This window comes from Franzmannia qiaohouensis (assembly GCF_031451695.1).
Classification (GTDB): domain Bacteria; phylum Pseudomonadota; class Gammaproteobacteria; order Pseudomonadales; family Halomonadaceae; genus Franzmannia; species Franzmannia qiaohouensis.
Genome location: NZ_JARWAM010000007.1, coordinates 156929 through 179665, shown reverse-complemented (window position 1 = coordinate 179665; position 22737 = coordinate 156929). Strand labels below are relative to the sequence as shown.

Annotated in this window: 19 protein-coding genes; 12 read left to right on the top strand and 7 right to left on the bottom strand. The window is 65.9% G+C overall.

Going from position 1 to position 22737, the window contains the following annotated elements; all coding sequences use genetic code 11:
- Positions 1-7: 7 nt before the first annotated feature.
- Positions 8-679, bottom strand: coding sequence for an HAD family hydrolase (locus tag QC821_RS11410; RefSeq protein ID WP_309721247.1), 672 nt, complete (start codon positions 677-679; stop codon positions 8-10).
- A complete protein-coding gene (ubiG, locus tag QC821_RS11405; RefSeq protein WP_309721244.1) occupies positions 676-1425 on the bottom strand; it encodes a bifunctional 2-polyprenyl-6-hydroxyphenol methylase/3-demethylubiquinol 3-O-methyltransferase UbiG in 750 nt (249 codons plus the stop codon). The genes QC821_RS11410 and ubiG overlap by 4 nt, the downstream gene beginning before the upstream one ends.
- Positions 1426-1587: 162 nt before the next feature.
- On the opposite strand from ubiG, the gene galU reads away from it, so the two are divergent.
- A complete protein-coding gene (galU, locus tag QC821_RS11400) occupies positions 1588-2478 on the top strand; it encodes a UTP--glucose-1-phosphate uridylyltransferase GalU (RefSeq protein ID WP_309721241.1) in 891 nt (296 codons plus the stop codon).
- A gap of 6 nt (positions 2479-2484) precedes the next feature.
- Positions 2485-3789 (top strand): nucleotide sugar dehydrogenase, encoded by a 1305-nt coding sequence (locus QC821_RS11395; RefSeq protein WP_309721237.1) that lies wholly within the window; start codon positions 2485-2487, stop codon positions 3787-3789.
- A 54-nt stretch (positions 3790-3843) separates the two neighbouring features.
- Here QC821_RS11395 and QC821_RS11390 read toward each other — a convergent pair whose 3' ends face one another.
- Complete coding sequence (locus tag QC821_RS11390; protein WP_309721234.1) at positions 3844-4422, bottom strand: superoxide dismutase; 579 nt, start codon at positions 4420-4422, stop codon at positions 3844-3846.
- Between the two features lie 183 nt (positions 4423-4605).
- Between QC821_RS11390 and QC821_RS11385 the strand changes: the two genes are divergently transcribed.
- The 4 genes from QC821_RS11385 to msrA are packed head-to-tail and all read left to right on the top strand — an operon-like array spanning position 4606 to position 12033.
- On the top strand, positions 4606-5499 hold the full coding sequence (locus QC821_RS11385; RefSeq protein ID WP_309721231.1) for a coiled-coil domain-containing protein: 894 nt from the start codon (positions 4606-4608) through the stop codon (positions 5497-5499).
- 1 nt (position 5500) lies between these two features.
- Positions 5501-7375: an autotransporter assembly complex protein TamA gene (gene tamA / locus QC821_RS11380; RefSeq protein WP_309721229.1), complete on the top strand. Its 1875-nt coding sequence runs from the start codon at positions 5501-5503 to the stop codon at positions 7373-7375.
- Positions 7339-11367: an autotransporter assembly complex protein TamB gene (gene tamB / locus QC821_RS11375; RefSeq protein ID WP_479691076.1), complete on the top strand. Its 4029-nt coding sequence runs from the start codon at positions 7339-7341 to the stop codon at positions 11365-11367. Before tamA ends, tamB begins: the two co-directional genes overlap by 37 nt.
- Positions 11368-11397: 30 nt before the next feature.
- Positions 11398-12033, top strand: a complete 636-nt coding sequence (gene msrA / locus QC821_RS11370; protein ID WP_309721224.1) for a peptide-methionine (S)-S-oxide reductase MsrA — start codon at positions 11398-11400, stop codon at positions 12031-12033.
- On the opposite strand, the gene QC821_RS11365 is transcribed toward msrA, so the two are convergent.
- From QC821_RS11365 to can, 3 genes are all read right to left on the bottom strand, one after another.
- Positions 12014-13054: a hydrolase gene (locus QC821_RS11365; protein ID WP_309721221.1), complete on the bottom strand. Its 1041-nt coding sequence runs from the start codon at positions 13052-13054 to the stop codon at positions 12014-12016. The genes msrA and QC821_RS11365 overlap by 20 nt on opposite strands.
- A 139-nt stretch (positions 13055-13193) precedes the next feature.
- A complete protein-coding gene (pepQ, locus tag QC821_RS11360) occupies positions 13194-14507 on the bottom strand; it encodes a Xaa-Pro dipeptidase (RefSeq protein ID WP_309721217.1) in 1314 nt (437 codons plus the stop codon).
- 11 nt (positions 14508-14518) lie between these two features.
- Positions 14519-15169: a carbonate dehydratase gene (gene can / locus QC821_RS11355; protein WP_309721214.1), complete on the bottom strand. Its 651-nt coding sequence runs from the start codon at positions 15167-15169 to the stop codon at positions 14519-14521.
- A 149-nt stretch (positions 15170-15318) separates the two neighbouring features.
- On the opposite strand from can, the gene gorA reads away from it, so the two are divergent.
- From gorA to QC821_RS11335, 4 genes are all read left to right on the top strand, one after another.
- Positions 15319-16680, top strand: coding sequence for a glutathione-disulfide reductase (gorA, locus tag QC821_RS11350; protein ID WP_309721211.1), 1362 nt, complete (start codon positions 15319-15321; stop codon positions 16678-16680).
- A gap of 268 nt (positions 16681-16948) precedes the next feature.
- Positions 16949-17527, top strand: coding sequence for a diaminobutyrate acetyltransferase (gene ectA / locus QC821_RS11345; RefSeq protein ID WP_309721208.1), 579 nt, complete (start codon positions 16949-16951; stop codon positions 17525-17527).
- Positions 17528-17629: 102 nt separating this feature from the next.
- Entirely contained in the window at positions 17630-18895 is a 1266-nt protein-coding gene (gene ectB / locus QC821_RS11340) for a diaminobutyrate--2-oxoglutarate transaminase (protein WP_309721206.1), read from the top strand.
- A gap of 182 nt (positions 18896-19077) precedes the next feature.
- Entirely contained in the window at positions 19078-19470 is a 393-nt protein-coding gene (locus tag QC821_RS11335; RefSeq protein ID WP_309721204.1) for an ectoine synthase, read from the top strand.
- Positions 19471-19546: 76 nt separating this feature from the next.
- Here QC821_RS11335 and QC821_RS11330 read toward each other — a convergent pair whose 3' ends face one another.
- Entirely contained in the window at positions 19547-20095 is a 549-nt protein-coding gene (locus QC821_RS11330) for a DUF3833 domain-containing protein (RefSeq protein ID WP_309721201.1), read from the bottom strand.
- A gap of 209 nt (positions 20096-20304) precedes the next feature.
- On the opposite strand from QC821_RS11330, the gene QC821_RS11325 reads away from it, so the two are divergent.
- Both QC821_RS11325 and QC821_RS11320 read left to right on the top strand, forming a co-directional pair.
- Positions 20305-21177, top strand: a complete 873-nt coding sequence (locus QC821_RS11325) for an ATP-dependent zinc protease family protein (protein ID WP_309721198.1) — start codon at positions 20305-20307, stop codon at positions 21175-21177.
- Between the two features lie 52 nt (positions 21178-21229).
- Positions 21230-22735 carry a UUP1 family membrane protein gene (locus QC821_RS11320; RefSeq protein ID WP_309721195.1) on the top strand — a complete coding sequence of 502 codons (1506 nt, stop codon included), beginning with the start codon at positions 21230-21232 and terminating at the stop codon, positions 22733-22735.
- The last annotated feature ends 2 nt before the right edge of the window (positions 22736-22737 follow it).

Genomic DNA, 22737 nt, shown 5'->3' with positions numbered 1-22737 from the left:
GCGCGCCTCACAGCTCCCGTATCAAGGCCCCCACCAGCTCCTGCGGCGTCTCGAACCACAGGTCTGCCGGCCAGCGGCCGATGTCATCCTCTTCGGCAATATAGCCATAGCCCACCGCCACGGCGGTCATCCCGGCACTGCGCGCGGCCTCCATGTCGCGCAGGTGGTCACCGATGTACCAGCACTCTGCCGGCGCTATCGAGAGGCGACGTGCCGCTTCCCATAGTGGCTCGGGGGCCGGCTTCTTGACCGGCAGGTCGTCGGCACACAGCAGCGCGCCAGGCATCAGCTGCAGCGCCTCGATCAGCGGCGCCGCGTAGGCGCGGGGCTTGTTGGTGACGATTCCCCAGCCACGCGGGGGCACTGCCCAGGCCTCGAGCAGGCGCTCGAGGCCATCGAACAAGCGGCTCTGGCTGGCGACATCGCGGCCGTAGGCGTCGAGCAGGAAGGCGCGTGCCGCCGCATGATCGACATGCTCGCTGGCAAGTCCCAGCGCCAGGGTGACCAGCGCGCTACCGCCGTTGGAGACCTGGCTGCGAATCTGTGGGTAGGGCAGCGGGGCGAGGCCGTGATGGGCACGCAGCTCGTTGGTGGCCCGAGCCAGGTCGGGCGCGGTGTCGACCAGGGTGCCGTCGAGATCGAACAGCAGGGCGCGCGGTGCTGGGTAGCTCACGCTCATGGCAGTTCCCGACTGGCGTGCATCAAGTAGTTGACCGACACGTCGCGGGGCGCGAGGCGATAGCGGCGCGTCAGCGGGTTGTAGACCAGCCCGCTCTGTTCGCACACCTTGAGCCCGGTGGCACGGCACCAGCTCGACAGCTCGGCGGGGCGGATCAGCTTGCGATAGTCGTGGGTACCGCGGGGCAGCAGCCGCAGCAGGTACTCGGCGCCGAGAATGGCAAAGGCGTAGGCCTTGGGATTGCGGTTGATGGTCGAGAAGAACACTTGGCCACCCGGCTTGACCAGGGTCGCGCAGGCGCGCACCACCGAGGCCGGATCGGGCACATGCTCGAGCATCTCCATGCAGGTCACCACATCGAACTCGCCGGGGTGGCTGGCCGCCATCTGCTCGGCGCTGGCCTGGCGGTAGTCGACGGTCACGCCGCTCTGTTCCTGGTGCAAGCGCGCGACGGCCAGTGGCGCCTCACCCATGTCGATACCGGTCACCTCGGCGCCGCGATGGGCCATGGCCTCGGCGAGGATGCCGCCGCCGCAGCCGACGTCAATGACCGTCTTGCCGGCCAGGCCGGCGCGGGCATCGATGAAGTCGAGCCGCAGCGGATTGATGTCGTGAAGCGGCTTGAACTCGCTGTCCCTGTCCCACCAGCGGCTGGCCAAGGCCTCGAACTTGGCGACTTCGGCGTGATCGACGTTGCCATGGTGGGGATTGTCGTGTCGCTGAGCCGGATCCTGAGTGGCTGTCATCGGGTGCCTCTTGCTGTCCATCGGGGTCGTCTCATTCTACTCTGTCGAATGCTGGCTTGTCCGTCTCGCGGCGCGAAAGCACAACTGTTGCCGTCCTGCATCATCCACTGGCCGGGCGGCTATGGCATAATCCAACCGCACTCATGATCAGGAGGGATCCCGATGATCCGCAAGGCCGTACTTCCGGTGGCCGGCCTCGGCACACGCTGCCTGCCCGCCTCTAAAGCCATTCCCAAGGAGATGATCACCATCGTCGACAAGCCGGTGATCCAGTACGTGGTGGAAGAGGCCGTTGCCGCAGGCATCAAGGAGATCGTGCTGGTCACCCACTCCAGCAAGGCGGCGATCGAGAACCACTTCGACAAGCATTTCGAGCTCGAGGCGAGCCTCGAGGCCAAGGGCAAGACCGAGCTGCTCGAGGAGCTGCGCAATATCATCCCCGACGACGTCAAGATCATCAGCGTGCGTCAGCCCGAGCCGCTGGGCCTCGGTCATGCGGTGCTCTGCGCGCGTCCGGTGATCGGTGACGACGAGCCCTTTGCAGTGCTGCTCCCCGACGTGCTGGTGGATGGCCATGGCCTGTCCGGCAACGATCTGGGCGGCATGATCGACGCCTTCGCCGCCAGCGGCCAGTCGCAGATCATGGTCGAGAACGTGCCACGTGAGATGGTCTACAAGTACGGCATCGTCGCCATCGACGGCGACGCCCCGGAGGCCGGCGAATCGGCACCGATGGCGCGGGTCGTCGAGAAACCCAAGGTGGAGGAGGCGCCCTCGACACTGGCGGTGATCGGTCGCTACCTGCTCCCCGGTTCGATCTTCCCGCTGCTGGCCGACACCCCGCCCGGCGCCGGCAACGAGATCCAGCTCACCGACGCCATCGATACCCTCCGCGCCAGCGAGGGCGTAGCCGCCTATCGCATGCGCGGCGCAACCTACGACTGCGGCCATCAGCTCGGCTATCTCGAAGCGATCCTGGCCTTCGCCAAGCGCCACCCCAAGTATGCCGACGGCTTCGCCGAGCTGCTCGACAAGTACGCCGCCAAGGAGTGATGCGCCATGCGAGTCCTGATACAGGGAAGTGAGCTGGCGGCGGCTACCGCCGCCGCGGCGCTGGCCAGCGTCGGGCACCGGGTCGCATGGCTGACGCTGGCCCAGCACCCGTGGCGTGAGCTCGAGCAGGCCGACTGGCTGATCCGCGAGCCCGAGCTGCTGCACCAGCTCCACGAGGCCCAGCGCGGTGGAGCTCTGCAGATCCTCGACAGCGATGCGGCGCTGTCGACACTGGCTGGCGATGAGCCCCTCGACGTGCTGTGGTTGGCCCTCGCCCCGGACCAGCGAGAGCTCGCCACCCACAGCGTCGACCGGATCGCCGGGCTCCAGTCCACGCCGCTGGTAGTGGTCAACAACTCGACCTTTCCAGTAGGCGATACCGAGCAGCTCGAAGCGCTGCTCGGGCATGCCGGCCAGGTTGCCGTGGCGCTGCCCGACATGCTCGAGGAGGGGCGCGCCTGGCAGGCCTTCACCCGGCCCAGCCGTTGGCTGCTAGGCTGCGAGGACGACCAGGCCGCCGCCCAGGTGCGCGAACTGCTGCGCGCCTTCAACCGCCGCAGTGACAGCTTCCAGCGCATGCCACGGCGTGCCGCCGAGCTCACCAAGCTATCGATCAACGGCATGCTGGCGACCCGCATCAGTTACATGAACGAGGTCGCCGGGCTTGCCGACTCGCTGGGCGTCGACGTCGAGCACGTGCGCCAGGGGATGGGTGCCGACCCGCGCATCGGCTACCAGTACCTCTACCCGGGCTGTGGCTTCGGCGGTCCCAACTTTTCACGCGACCTGATGCGCCTGGCCGACGTGCAGTCGGCCAGTGGCCGCGAGTCGGCGCTGCTTGAGCAGGTCCTGGATATCAATGAGCACAAGAAGGAGACGCTGTTCCGCAAGCTGTGGGGGCATTTCCACGGCCAGCTGGAGGGGCTTACCGTGGCCGTATGGGGTGCTGCCTTCAAGCCCGGCACTGCGCGTATCGATCATGCACCGGTGCTGACGCTGCTGCGCGCACTGTGGGCTCAGGGCGTTCATGTGCGCCTGCACGATCCGGCGGCACTGCCGGCGCTGCGCAAGGAGGTCGGCGAACACCCGCTGCTCACGCTGTGCCAGGCCGACCCCTACGAGGCGTGCCAGGGCGCCGACGCGCTGATGCTGGTTACCGAGTGGAAGTGCTACTGGAACCCCGACTGGCGGCGTCTCGGCGAAGCGCTGAGCGAGCGCCTGGTGCTTGATGGTCGCAATATCTACGACCCCGCCTATGTCGCCGCCCGCGGGCTGGTGTATCGGGGTATCGGTCGCCGCGCAGATCCCTGAGGCTGGGTGCCAGGGCGCTGCGCTTCGCGGGGCGCCCTGGCGTCGCAACCATCCTCAGCTGAAGTTCTGGTTGACGAAATCCCAGTTGGTCAGCTGCCAGATGCCTTGCAGGTACTTGGCGCGGGCGTGGCGGTAGTCGATGTAGTAGGCGTGCTCCCAGACGTCGACGGCCAGCAGCGGGGTCTGGTGATGGGCAATCGGAGTATCGGCATCATGGGTCGCCACGATCTCGAGCCCGCCGTCGGCGCGCTTGACCAGCCAGATCCAGCCAGTGCCAAAATGCTCGAGGGCGGCGGTCTCGAAGGCCTGGGTGAACGCTGCGAAGGAGCCGAATTCGGCGACGATGGCCTCACCCACCGGGCCATCCGCCTCGCCACCGCCGCTGGGTGACAGGCAGTGCCAGTAGAAGGTGTGGTTCCAGGCCTGGGCGGCCTGGTTGAACAGCTCGCCGGCGCTCGACTGGATGATCTCCTCCAGCGACTTCTGATCGTCATCGGTGCCCTCGACCAGGGCATTGAGGCGCGTCACGTAGGCCAGATGATGTTTGCCATAGTGGTATTCCAGGGTTTCGGCGGAGAGGTACGGCTCCAGCGCATTCTTGTCGTAGGGTAGCGCGGGTAGTTCGAATGCCATTGCCTGTTGCTCCTGCAAAAAGCCTTACGCTGCAACCATATATGCGTAAGTGGTGTCGCCAGATCATAGCAGCCTGGGGTATGCTCGCCAATGACGAGGGCGTCGCTCGGCCAGGCCGACGCCGCTCACGACGGGAGTCTACCCCGTCCGTCTTATGACGCTCTCACGGCAAGGAGTCACCCAATGGCTGAGCGCCCGGAGGAACAGCGCCTTTCGTCGCCGATAGTCCCCGATGTCAACGCTAGTCTGACCGCCAATCATCTGCGCCAGCCGCGCAGCGCTCGGCTGTGGCCGCTGTGGCTGATGATCCTGGTGCTGATCGGCGCGCTGGCCGGCCTGGCGTTCGCTGCCTGGCAGGAGCGGCTGCTGCTGCTGCGTGAGCTGGATAGACTCGAAGGCCAGCTCTCCAACGTCCATGCTCGCTTCGACGGCCTGGACCAGGAGCAGGACAGTGAGCTCGAGCCGATCACCGAGCGCCTGGCGTCGCTTAATGATGGCCAGCAGGCGCTGCGTGATCGCCTCGAGGAGCAGGAGCAGTTGATTGAGTCGATTCGCGTTGCCAGCGCCGAGGATGAAGCGGTCGAGCGCCTTGCCGCGCAGTTCGAGGAGTTGAGCGAAGAGGTCGAGTCCCTCGACGGCCTGATCGGTGTGGTGCGCCAATCGCTGGACGCCCTGGAGGAGGGCGGCGAGCAGGCCAGGGCGAGCCTTGACGCGCGTCTCGAGCGGTTGGAAACGCGCAGCGATGAGCAGACGCCTCGCCTCGCCTCGCTCGGCGAGCAGTGGCGTGATCTCGATCCGCGCCTGGAGGACCTCGAGGCGCAGCAGCAGGCGCTTGCCACGCGCCTCGACGAGCGCCCCGAACTCGATCCACAGCGTCTCGATCAACTCACCAGCGATCTCGATGCGTTGCAGGAGGCACTTGAGCAGCTCGACGCGGTGCGCGAAGATGAGCAGCAGGAAGTTGCCGAACTACGTGACCGACTGGACTCTACCCGAGCCGAGCTCACCGAACTCAGACAGTCGCAGCTAGCGACGAGCGCGCAACTGGAAGCCCTGCAGAGCCAGTTGGGAAACTGATATGGAATTTCGCGCATTAGCGCGCCTGGGGTCGGTGGTGGCCTGCCTGGCAAGCATTGCACCGGCCTGGGCGCTGGATGCCGACGTACAAGGTATTTCGGGACGCCCCGCCGACAATATCGCCATCTACCTCGGTGGGTTGGATGCCGCCCAGTACAGCCAGTCGCGGCTCGAGTCGGTGGTGCGTCGACGTAGCATGGAGGCGCTGCGGGTCTACGGCTATTACGAGCCCCAGCTACAGTTGGCGTTTGCGGGAGATCCAGTAGAGCGCGTCACCGTGATGGTCGAGGCGGGGCCTCAGGTGGTGATTCAGTCGCTGAATTTTCAGGTGCGCGGCGAGGCGAGACGCGACGAGACGTTCGTCGACGCTCTCGAAGCCTTTCCGCTCAGCGAGGGCGACCCCCTCGAGCACGCCCCCTATGACCGTCTGCGCAACCGCCTCTCGGCGCTGTCGCTGGAGCGCGGCTACTTCGATTCGCGCTTTCTCGACCGGCGCATGGAAGTCCGCCCGTGGGAGCAGAGCGCACGGCTCTATCTGACACTCGACAGCGGCCCACGCTACCGCTTCGGCGAGCCACGCTTCCACGGCAGCCACATCGACGAAGACCGCCTGCGTCGCATGCTGCCGTTCGAGCCGGGCGATCCCTACCTGGCCGGCGACATCGCACGCTACAACCAGCGACTTGGCCAGAGTAACTGGTTCAGCTCGATCAGCGTGCGCCCGCGGGTCGGCGGCGATGCGAGCCTGGCGCTGGACGCCCCGGCAGGCCCCGGCTGGTGGCAGCAGGCCGACCTGCAGGGCGAAGGCGCGCCGGCGTCACCCCCGGCGGACACCCCGGTCGAGGGGCCGATGATAAGCGCCCAGACGCTTGCCGCAGTGCGTAGCGTTACCCCACAGTCCCTCGACGTCCCCATCGACGTCACCCTGGTACCTGCCGATCGCCATCAGTTTGAAGTCGGCGTGGGCTATGCCACCGATGTCGGCCCGCGACTGCGGTTTGGCTGGCAGCAGCCGTGGATCAACCGCCTCGGTCACAGCCTCAATCACGACCTGTTCCTGTCTGGCCCGGAGCAGCGCTTTACCGGCGAGTATGCGATTCCGCTGGAGGATCCACTGCGCGATAGCTACCGGCTGCAGTACGGCTTTCGTCATCGCGACAGCGACGACACCCGTAGCCTCGAGGCCTCGGTCGAGCTGGCGCGGCGCTGGGAGTTCGAAAACGGCTGGGTACAGAGCGCCTACCTGCGCAGCACCTTCGAGGACTTCACCCAGGGGGTCGATGAGGATCAGACGTTCCTGCTCTACCCGGGGATCAGCTGGTCACGTACCCGCACCCGTAACCCGCGTTTCCCGAGCTGGGGCGATCGTCAGCGGGTGGCCATCGAATACTCCAATACCGCCTGGGGCTCGGACATCGAGTTCTTCCGCAGCACCGCCGACTCGCAGTGGATCCGCATGTTGGGTCGTGACAACCGCTTCATCGGCCGAGTCGGCCTGGGCAGCGTCGAGACCAGCGAATTCGAACGCATGCCGCCCTCGCTGCGTTTCTTCACCGGCGGCGATCGCTCGGTGCGCGGCTACGCCTACGAAAGCCTTGCGCCGCGAGACGAGGAGGGCGCCTTGCTGGGTGGCCAGCAGCTATTCACCGCCAGCCTCGAATATCAGCGCCGGGTCACCGGCGACTGGTGGGGCGCCACCTTCATCGATACCGGCGACGCCTTCGATGACTGGGGCCCCGACCAGCTCAACACCGGCGCTGGCCTTGGCGTGCGCTGGATCTCCCCGGTGGGGCCGATTCGCTTCGATGTGGCCCACCCCTTCGACGATGACGAAAACGACTGGCGAATTCATTTCGCGATCGGACCGGAGTTCTAATCATTACTCGACTGATCTGGGCGCTGCTACGCGCTGCACTCTGGCTGCCGCTATGGCTGATAGGACTGGTGATCTTCGCCCTGGGGCTTGCGCTGTCGCCGTGGGGCACCGGCGTGCTGCTGGAACAGGGCCAGCAGCGTGGCTGGTACAGCTACGAGGCGGCGCAGGGGGCACCGCTCGATCGCCTGCGCATCGACGGCTTGCGTCTCGAGGCCGGGCCGGCCAGCGTAAGCGTGGCCGAGTTCGAACTGGCCTGGGCCGACGACTGCCTGCTCAGCGGACGGCTGTGCATCGATCGGCTCGCGGTACGCGGCCTGAGCGTGCGCCTGGCTGCGGGTGACCCGGCGGTCGATGACGAGACGCCAGCCGCGGAGGCGGCCGACGATACCGCGCCGATCTCCCTGCCTTTCCCGATCGAGCTGCGCGCCCTGTCGCTCGAGGATATCGACATCCGGCTGGCCGACGGCACCCGCCTGTACTGGGCCAGCTTCACCAGCGGGGCGACCGCCGAGGGCAGCGACCTCGAGCTGCACGCCACCCAACTGGCGGGCCTGCGCGTGATGCTGCCGCTGACCCCGGGGGCCAGGCTGGCACTGCCGGCCGATGACGACGCCACGCCGCGCATCGAGGCCGCGGCCATCGATGCCGCCATCGCCGCCCAGTCGCCGCTGCCGGCGCAGGCCGCCGCCGAACTGGAGGGCCTGGCCAGCGTGCCGCTGGAGGAGCGCGAGCGTATCGCCCTGCCGGAGATATCACTCCCCCTCAACGTCAGCGTGCCATCCCTGGAGATCCTCGACAGTGAGCTCCAGGGGCCCGTCGAGTATCGCGTCGAACGCCTGGCGCTGGCGGTCAGCGCGGTGGGCCAGCAGGTCGAGCTGTCGAGCCTTGAACTGGCCACCGCCGATGCCGACCTGACACTCGCAGCGAGCGTGACGCTGCGCGACGACTATCCGCTCGAGGCGCAGCTCGACGGCGAACTCTTTCTCCCGGAGATCATGCCCGAACTGGCCGGCGAGCGGTTCGGTCTGACCCTGAGCGGCAGCCTTGCCGCGCTGGACGCCCAACTGATCACCAGCGGCCAGATCAACAGCTCCATTTCGGCGCAGCTCGATGCCCTCGACCCGACCCTGCCGATGCGCGTCAGCGCCCGCGCCGAACGCCTCGAGTGGCCACTTTCCGCGCAGCGTGAGCAGCAGGGCGACGACGCCGAGTCGCCCTATGCACTCAACGACCTGGTGCTGCGCCTCGAGGGGAGCCTGCTGGAGTACCAGGCGGCGCTGTCGGTGAACGCCGAGGGACCCGAACTGCCCGGCATGCGGCTGGCCTTGAATGGCAACGGCGATCTCGAGCAATTCGCCTGGACGCCGCTATCGGTCACCGTCCAACAGGGCGGCTCGCTGATCAGTCACGGCGAAGTGCGCTGGTCCGAGGGGCTCGATGTCAGCACCCGGCTGCAGCTCAACAACCTCGATCCGGGCGCCTTCACCGACGCCGTGCAGGGCCGGCTCAGCGGCAATGCCGCGCTGGGCTTCGCCCAGTCGCCCGAGGGCTGGTCGCTGGACGTCCCCACGCTGAGCATCCGCGGTGAGCTGCAGGAGTTGCCGCTGGCCCTGGATGCCGAACTCAGCGGCAACAGCGAGATGCAGTGGGATATCACTGCGCTGGATCTGCGCCAGGGCAGCAACCGCCTGACCGCCCAGGGCCGGGTCGCCGAGCGCCTCGACCTGAGCGGCACCCTGCGCGCGCCGGATCTTGCCACCCTGTCGCCGCAGCTGGGTGGCAGCCTGCAGGGCGACTTCGACGTGGCCGGCACCCTGGAGGCGCCGCAGCTGCGCCTCGATCTGGTCGGCGACTCGCTCTCCGCCGCCGACAATCGTCTCGAACAGCTGACGCTGAGCGCGCGGGTCAGCGGGCTAGACGATCCAAGCCTGGACGCGACTCTCGAGATAGCGCAGCTCAACGCCAGCGGGCAGCGCTTCTCGAGCATCAGTCTGGGACTCGATGGTCGTCTCTCGGCGCACCGCCTGGAACTCGAGGCGCTCGCCGGGCCCGGCATGCCGCTATCACGTGCGGCGCTGGCCCTCGACGGCAGCATGAACCAGGCCCGTGACCGCTACCGGGCTAGCCTGTCGCCGCTCGAGGTCGACAGCGAGCACGGCGACGTGCGTCTCGACCAGCCCATCGAGCTGGCCGCCAACCTTGACGCCGGCAGTGTGCAGGTGCAGCCATTCTGCCTTATCTACGACCGCGGCGGACGCCTCTGCGTCACCGACACCCTGAGCGCCAGCGGCGAGCGGGGCAGTGCGGCGCTGGCGATTCGCGACCTGCCGATGTCGCTGCTCGAAGAGTTCATGCCCGAAGGCTGGTCGGTGGCCGGCGAAACCCAGGCCGAGCTACGCGCCGAGTGGGCCGCAGGCGGGTCGCGCTGGTCGCTCGACCTGGGGCTGGGTAGCAACCTGGCATTGAGTGGCCTGGACGCCTTCGGCCAGCCGTGGGAGCTGCCGGCCTCACAGCTGCGGCTGGCGGTCGACGCCACCCAGGCCCGCGCCGAGGCCCAGCTCGACGTGTCGCTGGCCGACGCCGGTGACATCCGTCTGCTCATCGATATCGACGATCCCGTCAACCAGGGGCCGCTCAGTGGGCGCCTGGTGCTCGACGATATCCGCCTGGCGCCCTATCAGGCGCTGGTCGCCGACATGCAGACCCTCGAGGGCTCGGTGACCGGCGACGTCGCCATCGGCGGTAGCCTGGCGGAGCCCAGCCTGGATGGCGATATTCGCTTGAGCGGCCTGGAGGCGCGCGGCGGCGACGTGCCGGTAGAAGTGCGCGACGGCAATCTGGAGATCCTGCTGGCCGGCGATCGCGCCGATATCCGCGGTCTGATCGCTGCGGAGCAGGGCCAATTGAGCATCGACGGCAGCGCCAGCTGGCCCAGCGCCGACGCCTGGCAGGCAGCCATTACCCTGGACGGCCGCAGCGATCCGCTGCTCGCCGAGCTGCCCGATGTCGGCCGGCTGCGCATCGCCCCCAACCTGTCGATCGAGGCCGACCCCGAGCGCCTCGAGGTTCGCGGTCGAGTCGAGGTACCCTGGGCACGCCTCGAGATCGGCCAGATGCCCGCCTCGGCGGTCACGCCCAGCAGCGACGAGATCATCATCAGCGAGCGCGATGAGCGTCGCGCCCAGCGTGAGGAGGCACGGGCCGCCGAGCGTGCCGAAGAGGGCGCCGACGAAGCCACTTCCCAGGCGCTGGCCGAGGCCGGCATTCAACTCGACGTGCAGATCGACCTGGCACTCGGTCCCGACATGCAGCTCGAGGCCTATGGCTTGGAGAGCGGCCTGCGCGGCAACCTTCAGGTACGCCAGCAGACCGGGCCGGTGCAGCTGTTCGGCGAGGTCAACCTGGTCGACGGCCGCTTCCGCGCCTTCGGTCAGGACCTGCTGATTCGCCGCGGCCAGCTGCTGTTCAGCGGCCCCGCCGACCAGCCGCTGCTCGACTTCGAGGCGATTCGCAACCCCAATGTCACCGAGGACGATGTGATCGCCGGGCTGCGCGTCACCGGCGCCGCCGAAGCCCCCGACCTGCAGGTGTTCTCGGAGCCGTCGATGGACGAGGCGCGGGCACTCTCTTACCTGCTGCGCGGCCGCGCGCCAGGCGAGGGTGACGCCGACGGCGCCCTGGCCTCGGCGCTGATCGGGCTATCGCTGTCGCAGACCGGCGGCGCGGTGGGGCAGATCGGCCAGGCCTTTGGCGTCGATGACCTGGCGCTGGAAACCGCCGGCACCGGGGACGAGAGCCAGGTGGTGGTCAGCGGGCAGCTGACCGACGATCTGCGCGTCAGCTACGGGGTCGGGATCTTCTCGCCCATCGCCGAGCTGACGCTACGCTACACGCTGTGGCGTAATCTGTATCTGCAGGCGGTCTCAGGGGCAGCCCAGGCCGTCGATCTGGTCTACCAGTTCAGCCTGGGCCGCGCCGAGCAGACCCGCTGAGGCGCACGACGACAAGCGAGGAATAGCCTAATGCCATTACGCGACAACACGTCCCTGGTCGCCCCCGAGCGCGCCTTGCCGGGCCGCGACACGCCGCTGCGCATCAGCGGACAGCATCTGGTCAACGGTGCCAGCATGCTGCCGCCGTTTCCCGACGGCCTCGAAGAGGTGGTGCTGGGGCTGGGTTGCTTCTGGGGCGCGGAGCGGCTGTTCTGGGAGCTGCCCGGCGTGCACGTTACTGCGGTGGGCTATGCCGGCGGCTATACGCCCAATCCCACCTACGAGGAGACCTGTACCGGCTTGACCGGGCACACCGAGGCGGTGCGGGTGGTCTTCGATCCGGCTCGGCTGCCGTTCATGGCGCTGCTACAGGTGTTCTGGGAAGCCCATGACCCGACCCAGGGCATGCGCCAGGGCAATGACCGCGGCAGCCAGTATCGCTCAGCGATCTACACCACCAGCAGCGGCCAGTTGGCGGCCGCGAAGCAGAGTCGTGACGCCTACCAGCGGGCGCTCGAGGAAGCCGGCCGCGGTATGATCACTACCGAGATCGCCGCCCTCGAAGCCTTCTATGTGGCCGAGGAGTACCACCAGCAGTACCTGGCCAAGAACCCCAACGGCTACTGCGGGCTGAAGGGCACCGGCGTCAGCTGTCCGATCGGCTAGCCGAGGGCAGCGCTTGGCCGCTGGCGGCGCTGCCCAGCGCCGCCCAGTCGTTGAGCTGCTCGGCGACGCGCCGCCCCAGCCATGACCGCAGCCCTCCGCGGCGGTATTCGAGGAAGCCTACGTGGCCGCCGTGGCGGGCGATCTCCACGCGCACCGAGTCCGAGGGTGTCGGCAAGCGGTCGAACAGGTCGCCGGGCATGAAGGGGTCGTCGGCAGCGTGCAGGATCAGGGTCGGCAGCTCGATATCGCCGAGCAGCCGACCCGCCGAGGCGCGGCGATAGTAGTCGCTTGCCGAGCTGAAACCGTGCAGCGGCGCGGTAACCTCGTTGTCGTAGGCCCAGAAGCTGTCGAGCTCCTTGAGCTGGTGCGGCGACAGCGCAATCGGCATGGGTCCCTGGGCCATCTTGGCCATGACCTTGCGCTTCAGCGAACGCAGCAGATGCCGCTGATAGACGCGGGCGAATCCGCTGTTCAAGGCATCGGCACTGGCCGCCAGGTCGAGGGGGGCGCAGATGGCAATGGCGCCGGCCAGGTCCAGCCCATCGCCGCCCTGTTCGGCCACCAGCTTGACCAGCATGTTGGCCCCCAGCGATACCCCGGCGGCGACCTTGATGGCGTGGGGATAGCGCTGGGCGAGCTGGCCGATCACCCAGTAGGCATCCGCGGTATCACCGCTATGATAGGCCCGTGGCAGGCGATTGGGGGCCTGGCCACAGCCGCGGAAGTGCATCATCACCGCTCGCCAACCGGCCTGCTGGGCACTCCACAGCAGCTCGCCGGCGTACGGCGAGTCGAGCGAACCCTCGAGGCCATGGAAGAGGATGAACAGCGGCGCGTCGTCCCGCTTCGGGGCCTGGCGCAGCCAGGCCAGCTCGACGAAGTCGCCATCCGGCAGGTTGAGAATTTCGGTATCCCGCGCCAGCCGTCGCCGAGGCAGCAGGCGCGGTAGCAGCGTCTGGACATGGCGATTGCTCAGGCCGCGCGGAGGGCGGTAGTCAGCGGGAACGATGGTGCGTGACATGCCGGTCTCGATGAGTGGGCGTACTTCCAGCTTATCGCGCTGACGGCGCCGCGCAACCCGTATTGGAGCGAGACCCTCAATCGACTTGGTGAAGGCCTGCCGACGGATCCGCTGCGCTCGACTCGGCAATGGCCCGGGATCAGTCGCCGTCGTCGGCGGCCAAGGTCAGGTTGCGCTGGCCGCTGGGGGTAATGGCGACGTTGTCTTCGAGGCGAATCCCGCCACAGGGGGCGAGCCGTTCTACCAGTGTCCAGTCGACCTGCGCCGCCTCGGCGCCGCGGCGCAGTGGTTCGAGCAGCATCGGGATCACATAGCAGCCGGGTTCGATGGTCACCACCATGTTCGGCGTCAGGGTGCGCGTCAGGCGCAGAGCGGGATCGCTGGCGGGCGGCGGTAGCGGCGCGCCGGCAGCGTCCTGCCGGCCGCCCACGTCGTGGACCTGAATGCCCAGCGAGTGGCCCAGTCCGTGCGGGCAGAAGGCGCGGGTAAGGCCGGTGTCGACGGCCGCCTCCGCGGAGCAGCGCAGCACGCCGTGCTCGATGAGCAGTTGGGCAAGCTCATGGTGCATCTGGCGATGCAGCGCGACGAAGGCGACCCCCGGCGCACAGGCCGCGACCAGGCGCTGATGCAGGGTTTGCATACTTGCGAGCAGCGACACGAAGAGATCGGGCGCCTCAGGGCCTGCCCAGGTGCGGGTGATGTCGGCGCAGTAGCCGAGCTGACGCTGGCCGGCATCGACCAGCAGGCTATACCGCTCGCCGGGAAGCGTCTGCTCATAGTGCTGGTAGTGGAGTACCCCGGCGTGGCGGTTGAGGCCCACGATACTGTCGTAGGGCAGTGACGACTCGCGCTGCCGGCTCGCCGCCAGATAGGCGAGGTGGATATCGAGCTCGCTGGCACCGCGTTCGAATGCCTGACGCGCCGCGGCATGGCCGGCCAGCGCAGCGCGATTGGCGTCGATCAGGCAGGCCTGTTCGTGGGCGCTCTTGTGCAGTCGGCCGTGGTCGAGCGCAGCGAGCAGTGCCGGCGGGTTGAGCGTCGCGCCCATGGCCTTGGCCTGCTCGACGTCGAGGTCGCCGATCACCGCGCGACGCTTGGCAGCGCAGGGCGGGGGCGTGATCTCGTCACTCAGCCGAATCTCGAATGCCTGACTCCAGGCCGCGTCTGGGCGCCGGGCGGGGAGGTGCCAGAAATCGGCCGGGGCATGGATCTGCAGCAGCGGCCGCCGTCCGCGACGGATCAGCAGCCAGCTGTGGCTGAGCTCGGGCAGCGGCGCCCAGTGCACGAAGTGGCCGTAGGCGCGAAAGGTAGCGGTCTGGTCGTCGGCGTAGTGCTGGTGGGGCGCGCCGCTGTAGATCCACAGCGCGTCAACGCCTGCCGCCTCGAGGTGCCCGGCGTAGGCCTGCTGTAGCGCATCCAGATGGGCCAAGTGCAGGGCGTCGCGGTCGCGCATCGTAGCGCCGCTCATGGCTCGATGGGATCGAGGCGGTCGACGCGGTAGAGCTGTGGCACCTGGTCGAGCCCTTCGACGGTGCAGTCGAGGTCGGTGACCCGGCCGTCGCCGAGCCCATAGACCCAGCCATGCACGGCCAGCGGCTGGTCGCGCTGCCAGGCGCGCTGAATGATCTTGTTGCGCGCCAGGTTGTCGACCTGGGCCTTGACGTTGAGCTCGCACATGCGGTCGACCTGCTCGTCCAGGCTAAGCGCGGCAAGGCTCTCGCGATGACGGCTGTAGAGGTCGCGCACCGAGTGCAGCCAGAAGTCGACGATGCCGTTTTCGCCCCCCTGCACGGCGGCCCGCACCCCGCCACAGCCGTAGTGCCCAACCACCATGATGTGCTTTACCTTGAGCACGTCGACCGCGTACTGCACCACCGACAGGGCATTCATGTCGTTGTTGTGCAGCAGGTTGGCGACATTGCGATGGACGAAGACTTCGCCGGGGGGCAGGGCGATGATCTGGTTGGCCGGCACGCGGCTGTCCGAACAGCCGATCCACAGGTAGTCGGGGTTCTGTTGCTGCGAGAGGCGCGAAAAGAACTCGGGGTCCTGTTCGCGCATCCGCTCCGCCCACTCGCGGTTGCGTTCGAGCAGCGCTTGCATGCGTTCTTTCATGACGGCAAACCTATAATGACAACATGGGTGGCGCTTCTTTTACCGTGAGTCTTGCAGAGGGTCAACGTCACCGCCACTCCCGGCACTGCTCGGGGGCTGGTATCATCTGCGCAGCGATTCAATGCTTTAGCGTTTTTCAGGAGATATCCGTGTCCCAGTACGACTACGATCTTTTCGTCATCGGTGCCGGTTCCGGTGGCGTGCGCGCCGCGCGTACCGCAGCGGCCACCGGCGCACGTGTCGCCGTAGCCGAGGACCGCTACCTCGGCGGTACCTGTGTCAACGTCGGCTGCGTGCCCAAGAAGCTCTACTCCTATGCCGCGCACTTCCATGATGCCTTCGACGACAGTGCCGGTTTCGGCTGGACCCTGCCCGAGGCGCCGCGCTTCGACTGGGCCACCCTGCGCGACAACAAGATCGCCGAGATCAAGCGGCTCAACGGCATCTACGGCCGCCTGCTCGAGGGCGCTGATGTGACCCTGATCAACGCCCGCGCCAAGGTGCTCGATGGCCATCACGTCGAGGTCGGCGGTGATACCGTCAGCGCCGAGAAAATTCTCGTTGCCGTCGGCGGCTGGCCCTGGGTGCCGGACTTCCCCGGTAACGAGCACGTCGTCGACACCAACCGAGTGTTCGATCTCGATGCCTTTCCCGAGCGCTTCCTGGTGCTTGGCGGGGGCTATATCGCAGTGGAGTTCGCCAGTATCTTCAACGGCCTGGGCAGCGAGGCGCATCTCGTCTATCGCGGCGAACTGTTCCTGCGCGGCTTCGACCGCGAAGTGCGTGAATTCACCCGTGATGAAATGGCCAAGAAGGGCGTCAAACTGCACTTCGAGACCAATATCGAGCGCATCGAAGCGGCGGGAAGCGCCTATCGGGTCACCCTGACCAACGGCGAAACGCTCGAGGTCGACGCCGTGCTTGCCGCCACCGGCCGCAAGCCGCACCTGCAGGACCTGGGCCTCGACCAGTTGGATATCGCGCTCAACGAAGATGGCACGATCAAGGTCAACGAACGCTACGAGACCTCGGTGCCGTCGATCCTGGCGCTGGGCGACGTCACCGGCGGCCCCGAGCTGACCCCGGTGGCCCTGGCCGAAGCCATGCACATGGTCCAGCACCACTTCAGCGATGCGCCGCCGCGCCCGCTCGACTATCACAACATCGCAACGGCGGTGTTCTGCCACCCCAATATCGGCACGGTGGGCCTCTCCGAAGAGGCGGCGCGCGAGCAGTTTGGTGAGGTGCGTGTCTACACTGCCGACTTCCGGCCGATGAAGCACACCCTGTCGGGCAGCGACGAGCGCTGCCTGATGAAGCTGATCGTCGATGAAATCAGCGACAGGGTGGTCGGCGCGCATATGGTCGGCGAGGAGGCCGGCGAGGTGATCCAGGGCATCGCCATTGCGGTGCGGGCCGGCCTCACCAAACTCGATTTCGATGCTACCGTGGGCATTCATCCCACCGGCGCCGAGGAGTTCGTCACCATGCGTAGCGTGACGCGTCGCTGAGGGCACCTGCCTGATGATCAAGAGGCCGCCTGCGGGCGGCCTCTTGCGTTGATGGCAAGGCGCTATATCAGCGTCACAAGGCGCTGGCCTGGGCTAAACTCCTTGGGTGACGTTGTCATCAGGGGGCTTGCCTTGCCAGCGAGGCTGCTGGGTGGCGCCCACATAACTCAGGATTATGGATTGTGCGCCACATGATAAAGGGCTTTTTGATTTATCCATAAGCGCTTGTTATCATATGGCGCAAATTCGCCAACTGCGAAGTATAACGATGAACGTATCCGCACAGCCGTTTACGACCTCCGCCGATCTTGCCCGCCCCAGCGTCGCCGATGCAGTGGTCGGTAAATCGTCTTCTCAACTGTACATACGCAAGCCCAATCCCGACGATGGCTGGGGCGTCTATGAGCTGGTCAAGGCCTGCCCGCCGCTCGACGTCAATTCCGCCTATGCCTACCTGCTGCTGGCCACCCAGTTTCGCGATAGCTGCGCCGTGGCAACCAATGAAGAGGGCGAAATCGTCGGGTTCGTATCGGGCTACGTGAAGAGCAACGCGCCTGACACCTACTTCCTGTGGCAGGTGGCCGTGGGTGAGAAGGCCCGCGGTACCGGTCTTGCGCGGCGCCTGGTCGAGGCGGTCATGTCGCGCCCGGAGCTCGCCGACGTGCATCACCTCGAAACCACCATCACCCCGGACAACGATGCCTCCTGGGGGCTGTTCAAGCGTCTCGCCGACCGCTGGCAGGCGCCGCTCAACAGCCGCGAGTATTTCTCCACCGACCAGCTTGGCGGTGAGCACGACCCGGAAAACCTGGTACGTATCGGCCCCTTCCAGCCCGATCGTATCTGACCCCGTTTGTGTCCCCAGCGGCCGTTCTCGAGACGGCCGCAGGGCTTCCCTTTGTCTGCGTGACAGCGGTCACGCCAACCATCTTTGATCAGGAGGTCGATAATGCAGACCCAGACTCTCGAACGCATGGAATCCAACGTACGCACCTATTCACGCTCGTTTCCGGTGGTCTTCACCGAAGCCAAGGGCGCGCGCCTGACCGACGAGGAGGGGCGTCAGTACATCGATTTCCTGGCCGGCGCCGGCACCCTAAACTACGGCCACAATCATCCCAAGCTCAAGCAGGCGCTGATCGACTACATGGCCGGCGACGGTATCATCCACGGCCTCGACATGTGGACCCGCGCCAAGCGCGAGTATCTCGAGACGCTTGAAGAGCTGATCCTCAAGCCGCGCGGCCTGGACTACAAGGTGCACCTGCCGGGCCCGACCGGCACCAACGCCGTCGAAGCCGCGATTCGACTGGCCCGCGTGGCCACCGGCCGCCACAACATCGTGACCTTTACCAACGGCTTCCACGGCGTGACCATGGGGGCGCTGGCCACCACCGGCAATCGCAAGTTCCGCGAAGCCACCGGCGGCATTCCCACCCAGGGCGCCTCGTTCATGCCGTTCGACGGCTACCTGGGCGAGCACGCCGATACCCTCGACTATCTCGAGAAGCTGCTCGGCGACAACTCCAGCGGCCTCGACATCCCCGCCGCAGTGATCGTTGAAACCGTACAGGGGGAGGGCGGCATCAACCCCGCCGGCATCGAGTGGCTGCAGCGCCTCGAGAAGATCTGCCATGCCCATCATATCCTGCTGATCGTCGACGACATCCAGGCCGGCTGCGGTCGTACCGGCAAGTTCTTCAGCTTCGAACATGCCGGTATCAAGCCCGACATCGTGACCAACTCCAAGTCGCTGTCCGGCCTTGGGCTGCCCTTTGCCCACGTGCTGATGCGCCCGGAGCTCGATAAGTGGAAGCCTGGTCAATACAACGGCACCTTCCGCGGCTTCAATCTCGCCTTCACTACCGCCACCGCCGCCATGCGCCACTTCTGGAGCGACGACACCTTCGAGCGCGATGTACAGCGCAAGGGGCGTATCGTCGAAGAGCGTTTCCAGAAGCTCGCCGAGTGGCTGACCGCCAAGGGCATTCCCGCCTCGGAGCGCGGCCGCGGCCTGATGCGCGGTCTCGACGTGGGCAGCGGTGAGCACGCCGACAAGATTACCGCAGAAGCCTTCGAGCAGGGCCTGATCATCGAGACCAGCGGTCACGATGGACAAGTGGTCAAGTGCCTGTGCCCGCTGACCATCAGCGATGAGGATCTGCTCAAGGGGCTGGACATTCTCGACGCCAGCACCAAAAAAGCTTTCGGCTAAGGCGCTATACTGCCAAGCATGTTTTGATGGAAGGGGCAGTAGAGCAGTAGACAGTAGATAGAGTAGGGCACTGGGCATGCTTGGCGCCCTGCACATCCACGGCCCGCCGCGGCGGGCCGTCGTTACGTTACGCGCCTGTCGACACGGCACCCGCGATTCACCGCATTCAGGAGATCACACCCATGATCGTTCGTAACCTCGAAGAAGCACGTCAATCCGAGCGCCTGGTCAAGGCCGAGAACGGCAACTGGGACAGCACGCGCCTGCTGCTGGCCAGCGATAATGGAGGCTTCTCTTTCCATATCACCCGTATCTACGAAGGCACCGAGACCCACATCCACTACAAGCATCACTATGAAGCGGTGTTTTGCATGGAAGGCGAAGGGGAAGTCGAGACCCTGGCCGATGGCAAGATCTGGCCGATCAAGCCGGGCGATATCTACATTCTTGACCAGCACGACGAGCATCTGCTGCGTGCCAGCAAGACCATGCACCTGGCCTGCGTGTTCACGCCGCCGATCACCGGCACCGAAGTGCATCGCGAGGATGGCTCCTACGCGCCGGCCGACGACTGAGCGGGACGCTTGATACAGCGCCTACCGACGCCCCGACAGGTTCTCCTGGCGGGGCGTCGGTGTATCGGTGACTCGCTCAGCGCTGCTGATCGAAGACGATGGTGATTTCCCCGAGGGTGATGCCGAACTTGCGCATCGCGGTGCGATTGATCAAGCGGCCATCGGGCTGCAGGTACATCCAGTCATCCATCTGGAAGGTGATGTTGCGTCCGCCAACCTCGACGTCCAGTGGATAGCGCATGTTGAAGACGTGGCCGTGATGTGCCGCGTCCACCGAACCCTCGACGTCGTTGGCGCTGCCGCGCCAGCGATTGTCGTCGACGCGCTCGAAGGTCCAGATGCGGCGGTCGGTCTCGCCATCGTCGAAGACGAAGTGCTCGTCGAGCACCAGGGTCTGGCCGTCGTAGCTGCCGTCGATATCCACCGTGAAACGGCGCTGTACCTCGCCGCGGAAATCCTGAACCATGCCCCAGGCGCGTGTCTCGCCAACGAAGTACTCGGCGATATCCAGGCGCGGTTCGCTACCTGTATAATCCTCCACGTCGACACCGGCGCAGCCGGCCAGCAGCAGAGCCAGCCACAGCACCAGCCAATGGCGATGAAACAGTGGGAGTTTCTTGTACATTAATCGAGCCCTTGCATGATGTTTGTAGCGCTGTGACCCTTAGTTGGCCGCAGGGTTCGCGATATCATGAGGCAATGCTCTACTTCGCATAATGTATATTATGTTAAATTGAGTGTGTACAGCGCCGTCCATACCAGCAAACCCATTGGACACGCCTCCACCACACTCCTTATCATCAGGCGACCAGTTACAAGGATTCCCCCTATCCCATGTCGATTGTGATGCGGATTCGACGCGCTTTTCCTGCCACGGCACTCGCCATCCCGGCACTTCTTGGCGGCTGTGCTCTCCTGCAAGGAGAACCCGAGCCTCCCCCTGAGCCAGCGCTGACCCAGATGCAGTTCGAGTCGCGAGTCGTCCAACTGGAGCAACAGCTCGCCGAGCGCTGCGACGTCCATCATCAGCTACTCACCGAGAATGCCAACGATACCCGCCGCCTGACCGCGGATGTACGTGAAGTCGGCAGCCTGTTGCGCGACATACGCAGCGATATCGACCTCCTCGCCGACGAGCCGGTGATCATCCCCGCACAGTGTGAAGAAGACGCCGAAAGCCCGCTCGATAACAAGGAGATCCTCGGCCGCAGCGAATGGATCGGCCTGCCGGACGTGGGGACCTACCTCAAGGCGCGGGTCGACTCCGGCGCCAGCACCTCGTCGCTGTCGGCTACCGACATCACTCGCTTCGAACGTGATGGCGACACCTGGGTGCGTTTCAAGCTGGCCCTGGGCGAAGATGATGTCGTGGTCGAGCAAGTGCGCGATGAGTGGATCGAGGCGCCGGTGATAAGGCGCGTGCGCATACTCCAGGCGGCCGGCGAAGAGTCGCGGCCGGTGGTACGGATGATGATGACGCTGGGCCCGATTCGCGAACAGGTCGAGTTCACCCTCAATGATCGCAGCCATCTCAACTATCCTGTACTGCTGGGACGGCGTTTCATGATGGACATTGCCATGATCGACGTCGCTGAAACTTACCTTCATCCACGCCCCGAGTTCCCGGGTGGTCGACCGGCCGACGAGGCCAGCGAAGATGAAGTCATGGACGATGATGAAAACGAAGCCAACGGCGACGAGTCCTGAGCCGCTGCCGCTGATGGGGTCGTGAGACCCCTTCGTTGTACAAGGAATTGACATGTCCCGCCTGCCCTTCTATTTACTCGTCGGCGCCTTGATGATCGCCGGCATCGCCCTCAGCGTGCACCGCCACGTGCAGTTCGAGGTCCCCTGGACACCCGGCGAACAGCGCCAGGTATGGGAGATCGAGGCCCAGGTCAACCTTACCGCCCAGGGCGGACCGGTGATGGTCGACATGGCGCTGCCCTCGCATCAGCAGGGCTATCGCGTGTTGACCGAAAACACCGCCTCGCCGGGCTATGGCCTGTCATTCCTCGAGGATGAGCGCGGCCGCCGCGCACAGTGGTCGATACGCCAGGCCGCCGGCAGTCAACAGCTCTACTACTCCGTGCAGCTGCTGGTTGCCCCGGACGCCCGCCCGCCTGAGTCGCGGCGCCCCGCGTTGCAGGAGGACATCGTCTGGGAGCGTCCCTATGACACCGCCGCCACCCAGGTCATAGAGCGCGCCTGGCAGCGCTCCGCCAGCCCGTTCACCTTCGCTCGCGAACTGATCCGCGACTTCAGCGATGATCGCCAAGGCGAGAACTCGCGACTGTTGCTCAATCAATTCGATCGCGCCTCGCTGCTGGTTCGCCTGCTGAACGACGCCGGCGTACATGCCCGGGCGGTCAGTGGCCTGATGCTCGAGGATGGGCGCCGCCGGCAGAGTCTCTCCACCTGGGTGCAGGTGTTCGATGACGATCGCTGGTCGCTGTTCAATCCAGTCACCGGTGAGCAGGGACGCCCTGACAACCTGTTGATGTGGGAGGATAGCGGCCAGGCGGTGCTCGAGGTGCAGGGGGGCACCAACTCGAACATCAGCTTCTCGATGATCCAGCACAACCAGCCTGCCGCCGCCGCGGTGCGTAACCAGTTGGCCAACGACACCCTGATCAACTTCTCGATCCATAGCCTGCCGCTGGAGGAACAGGCGCTGTTCCAGACCATCCTGCTGATCCCGATTGGCGCGCTGGTGGTGGTACTGCTCAGGGTGCTGATCGGTATCAAGACCTCGGGTACCTTCATGCCGGTGCTGATCGCCCTGGCGTTCATCCAGACCACGCTGATGACAGGCCTGATCGGTTTCCTGCTGATCGTTGCGGTAGGCCTGGTGATTCGCAGCTACCTGTCGCGCCTCAACCTGCTACTGGTGGCGCGAGTGTCGGCGGTGATCATCACGGTCATCGCCATCATCTCGCTGTTCTCGGTGCTCTCCTACCGCTTCGGCCTCAACGCCGGGCTTACGATCACCTTCTTCCCGATGATCATTCTCTCCTGGACCATCGAGCGGATGTCGATCCTGTGGGAGGAAGAAGGTCCCAAGGAGGTACTGATCCAGGGCGGCGGCAGCCTGCTGACGGCAGTGCTGGCCTACCTGGCGATGAACAACCCCTGGGTGCGACACATCACCTTCAACTTCCTTGGCGTGCAGATGATCCTGATGTCGTTGATCCTGCTGCTGGGCAACTACACCGGCTATCGGCTGCTGGAACTGCGCCGCTTCAAGCCGGTCACGGAGGATTGAGC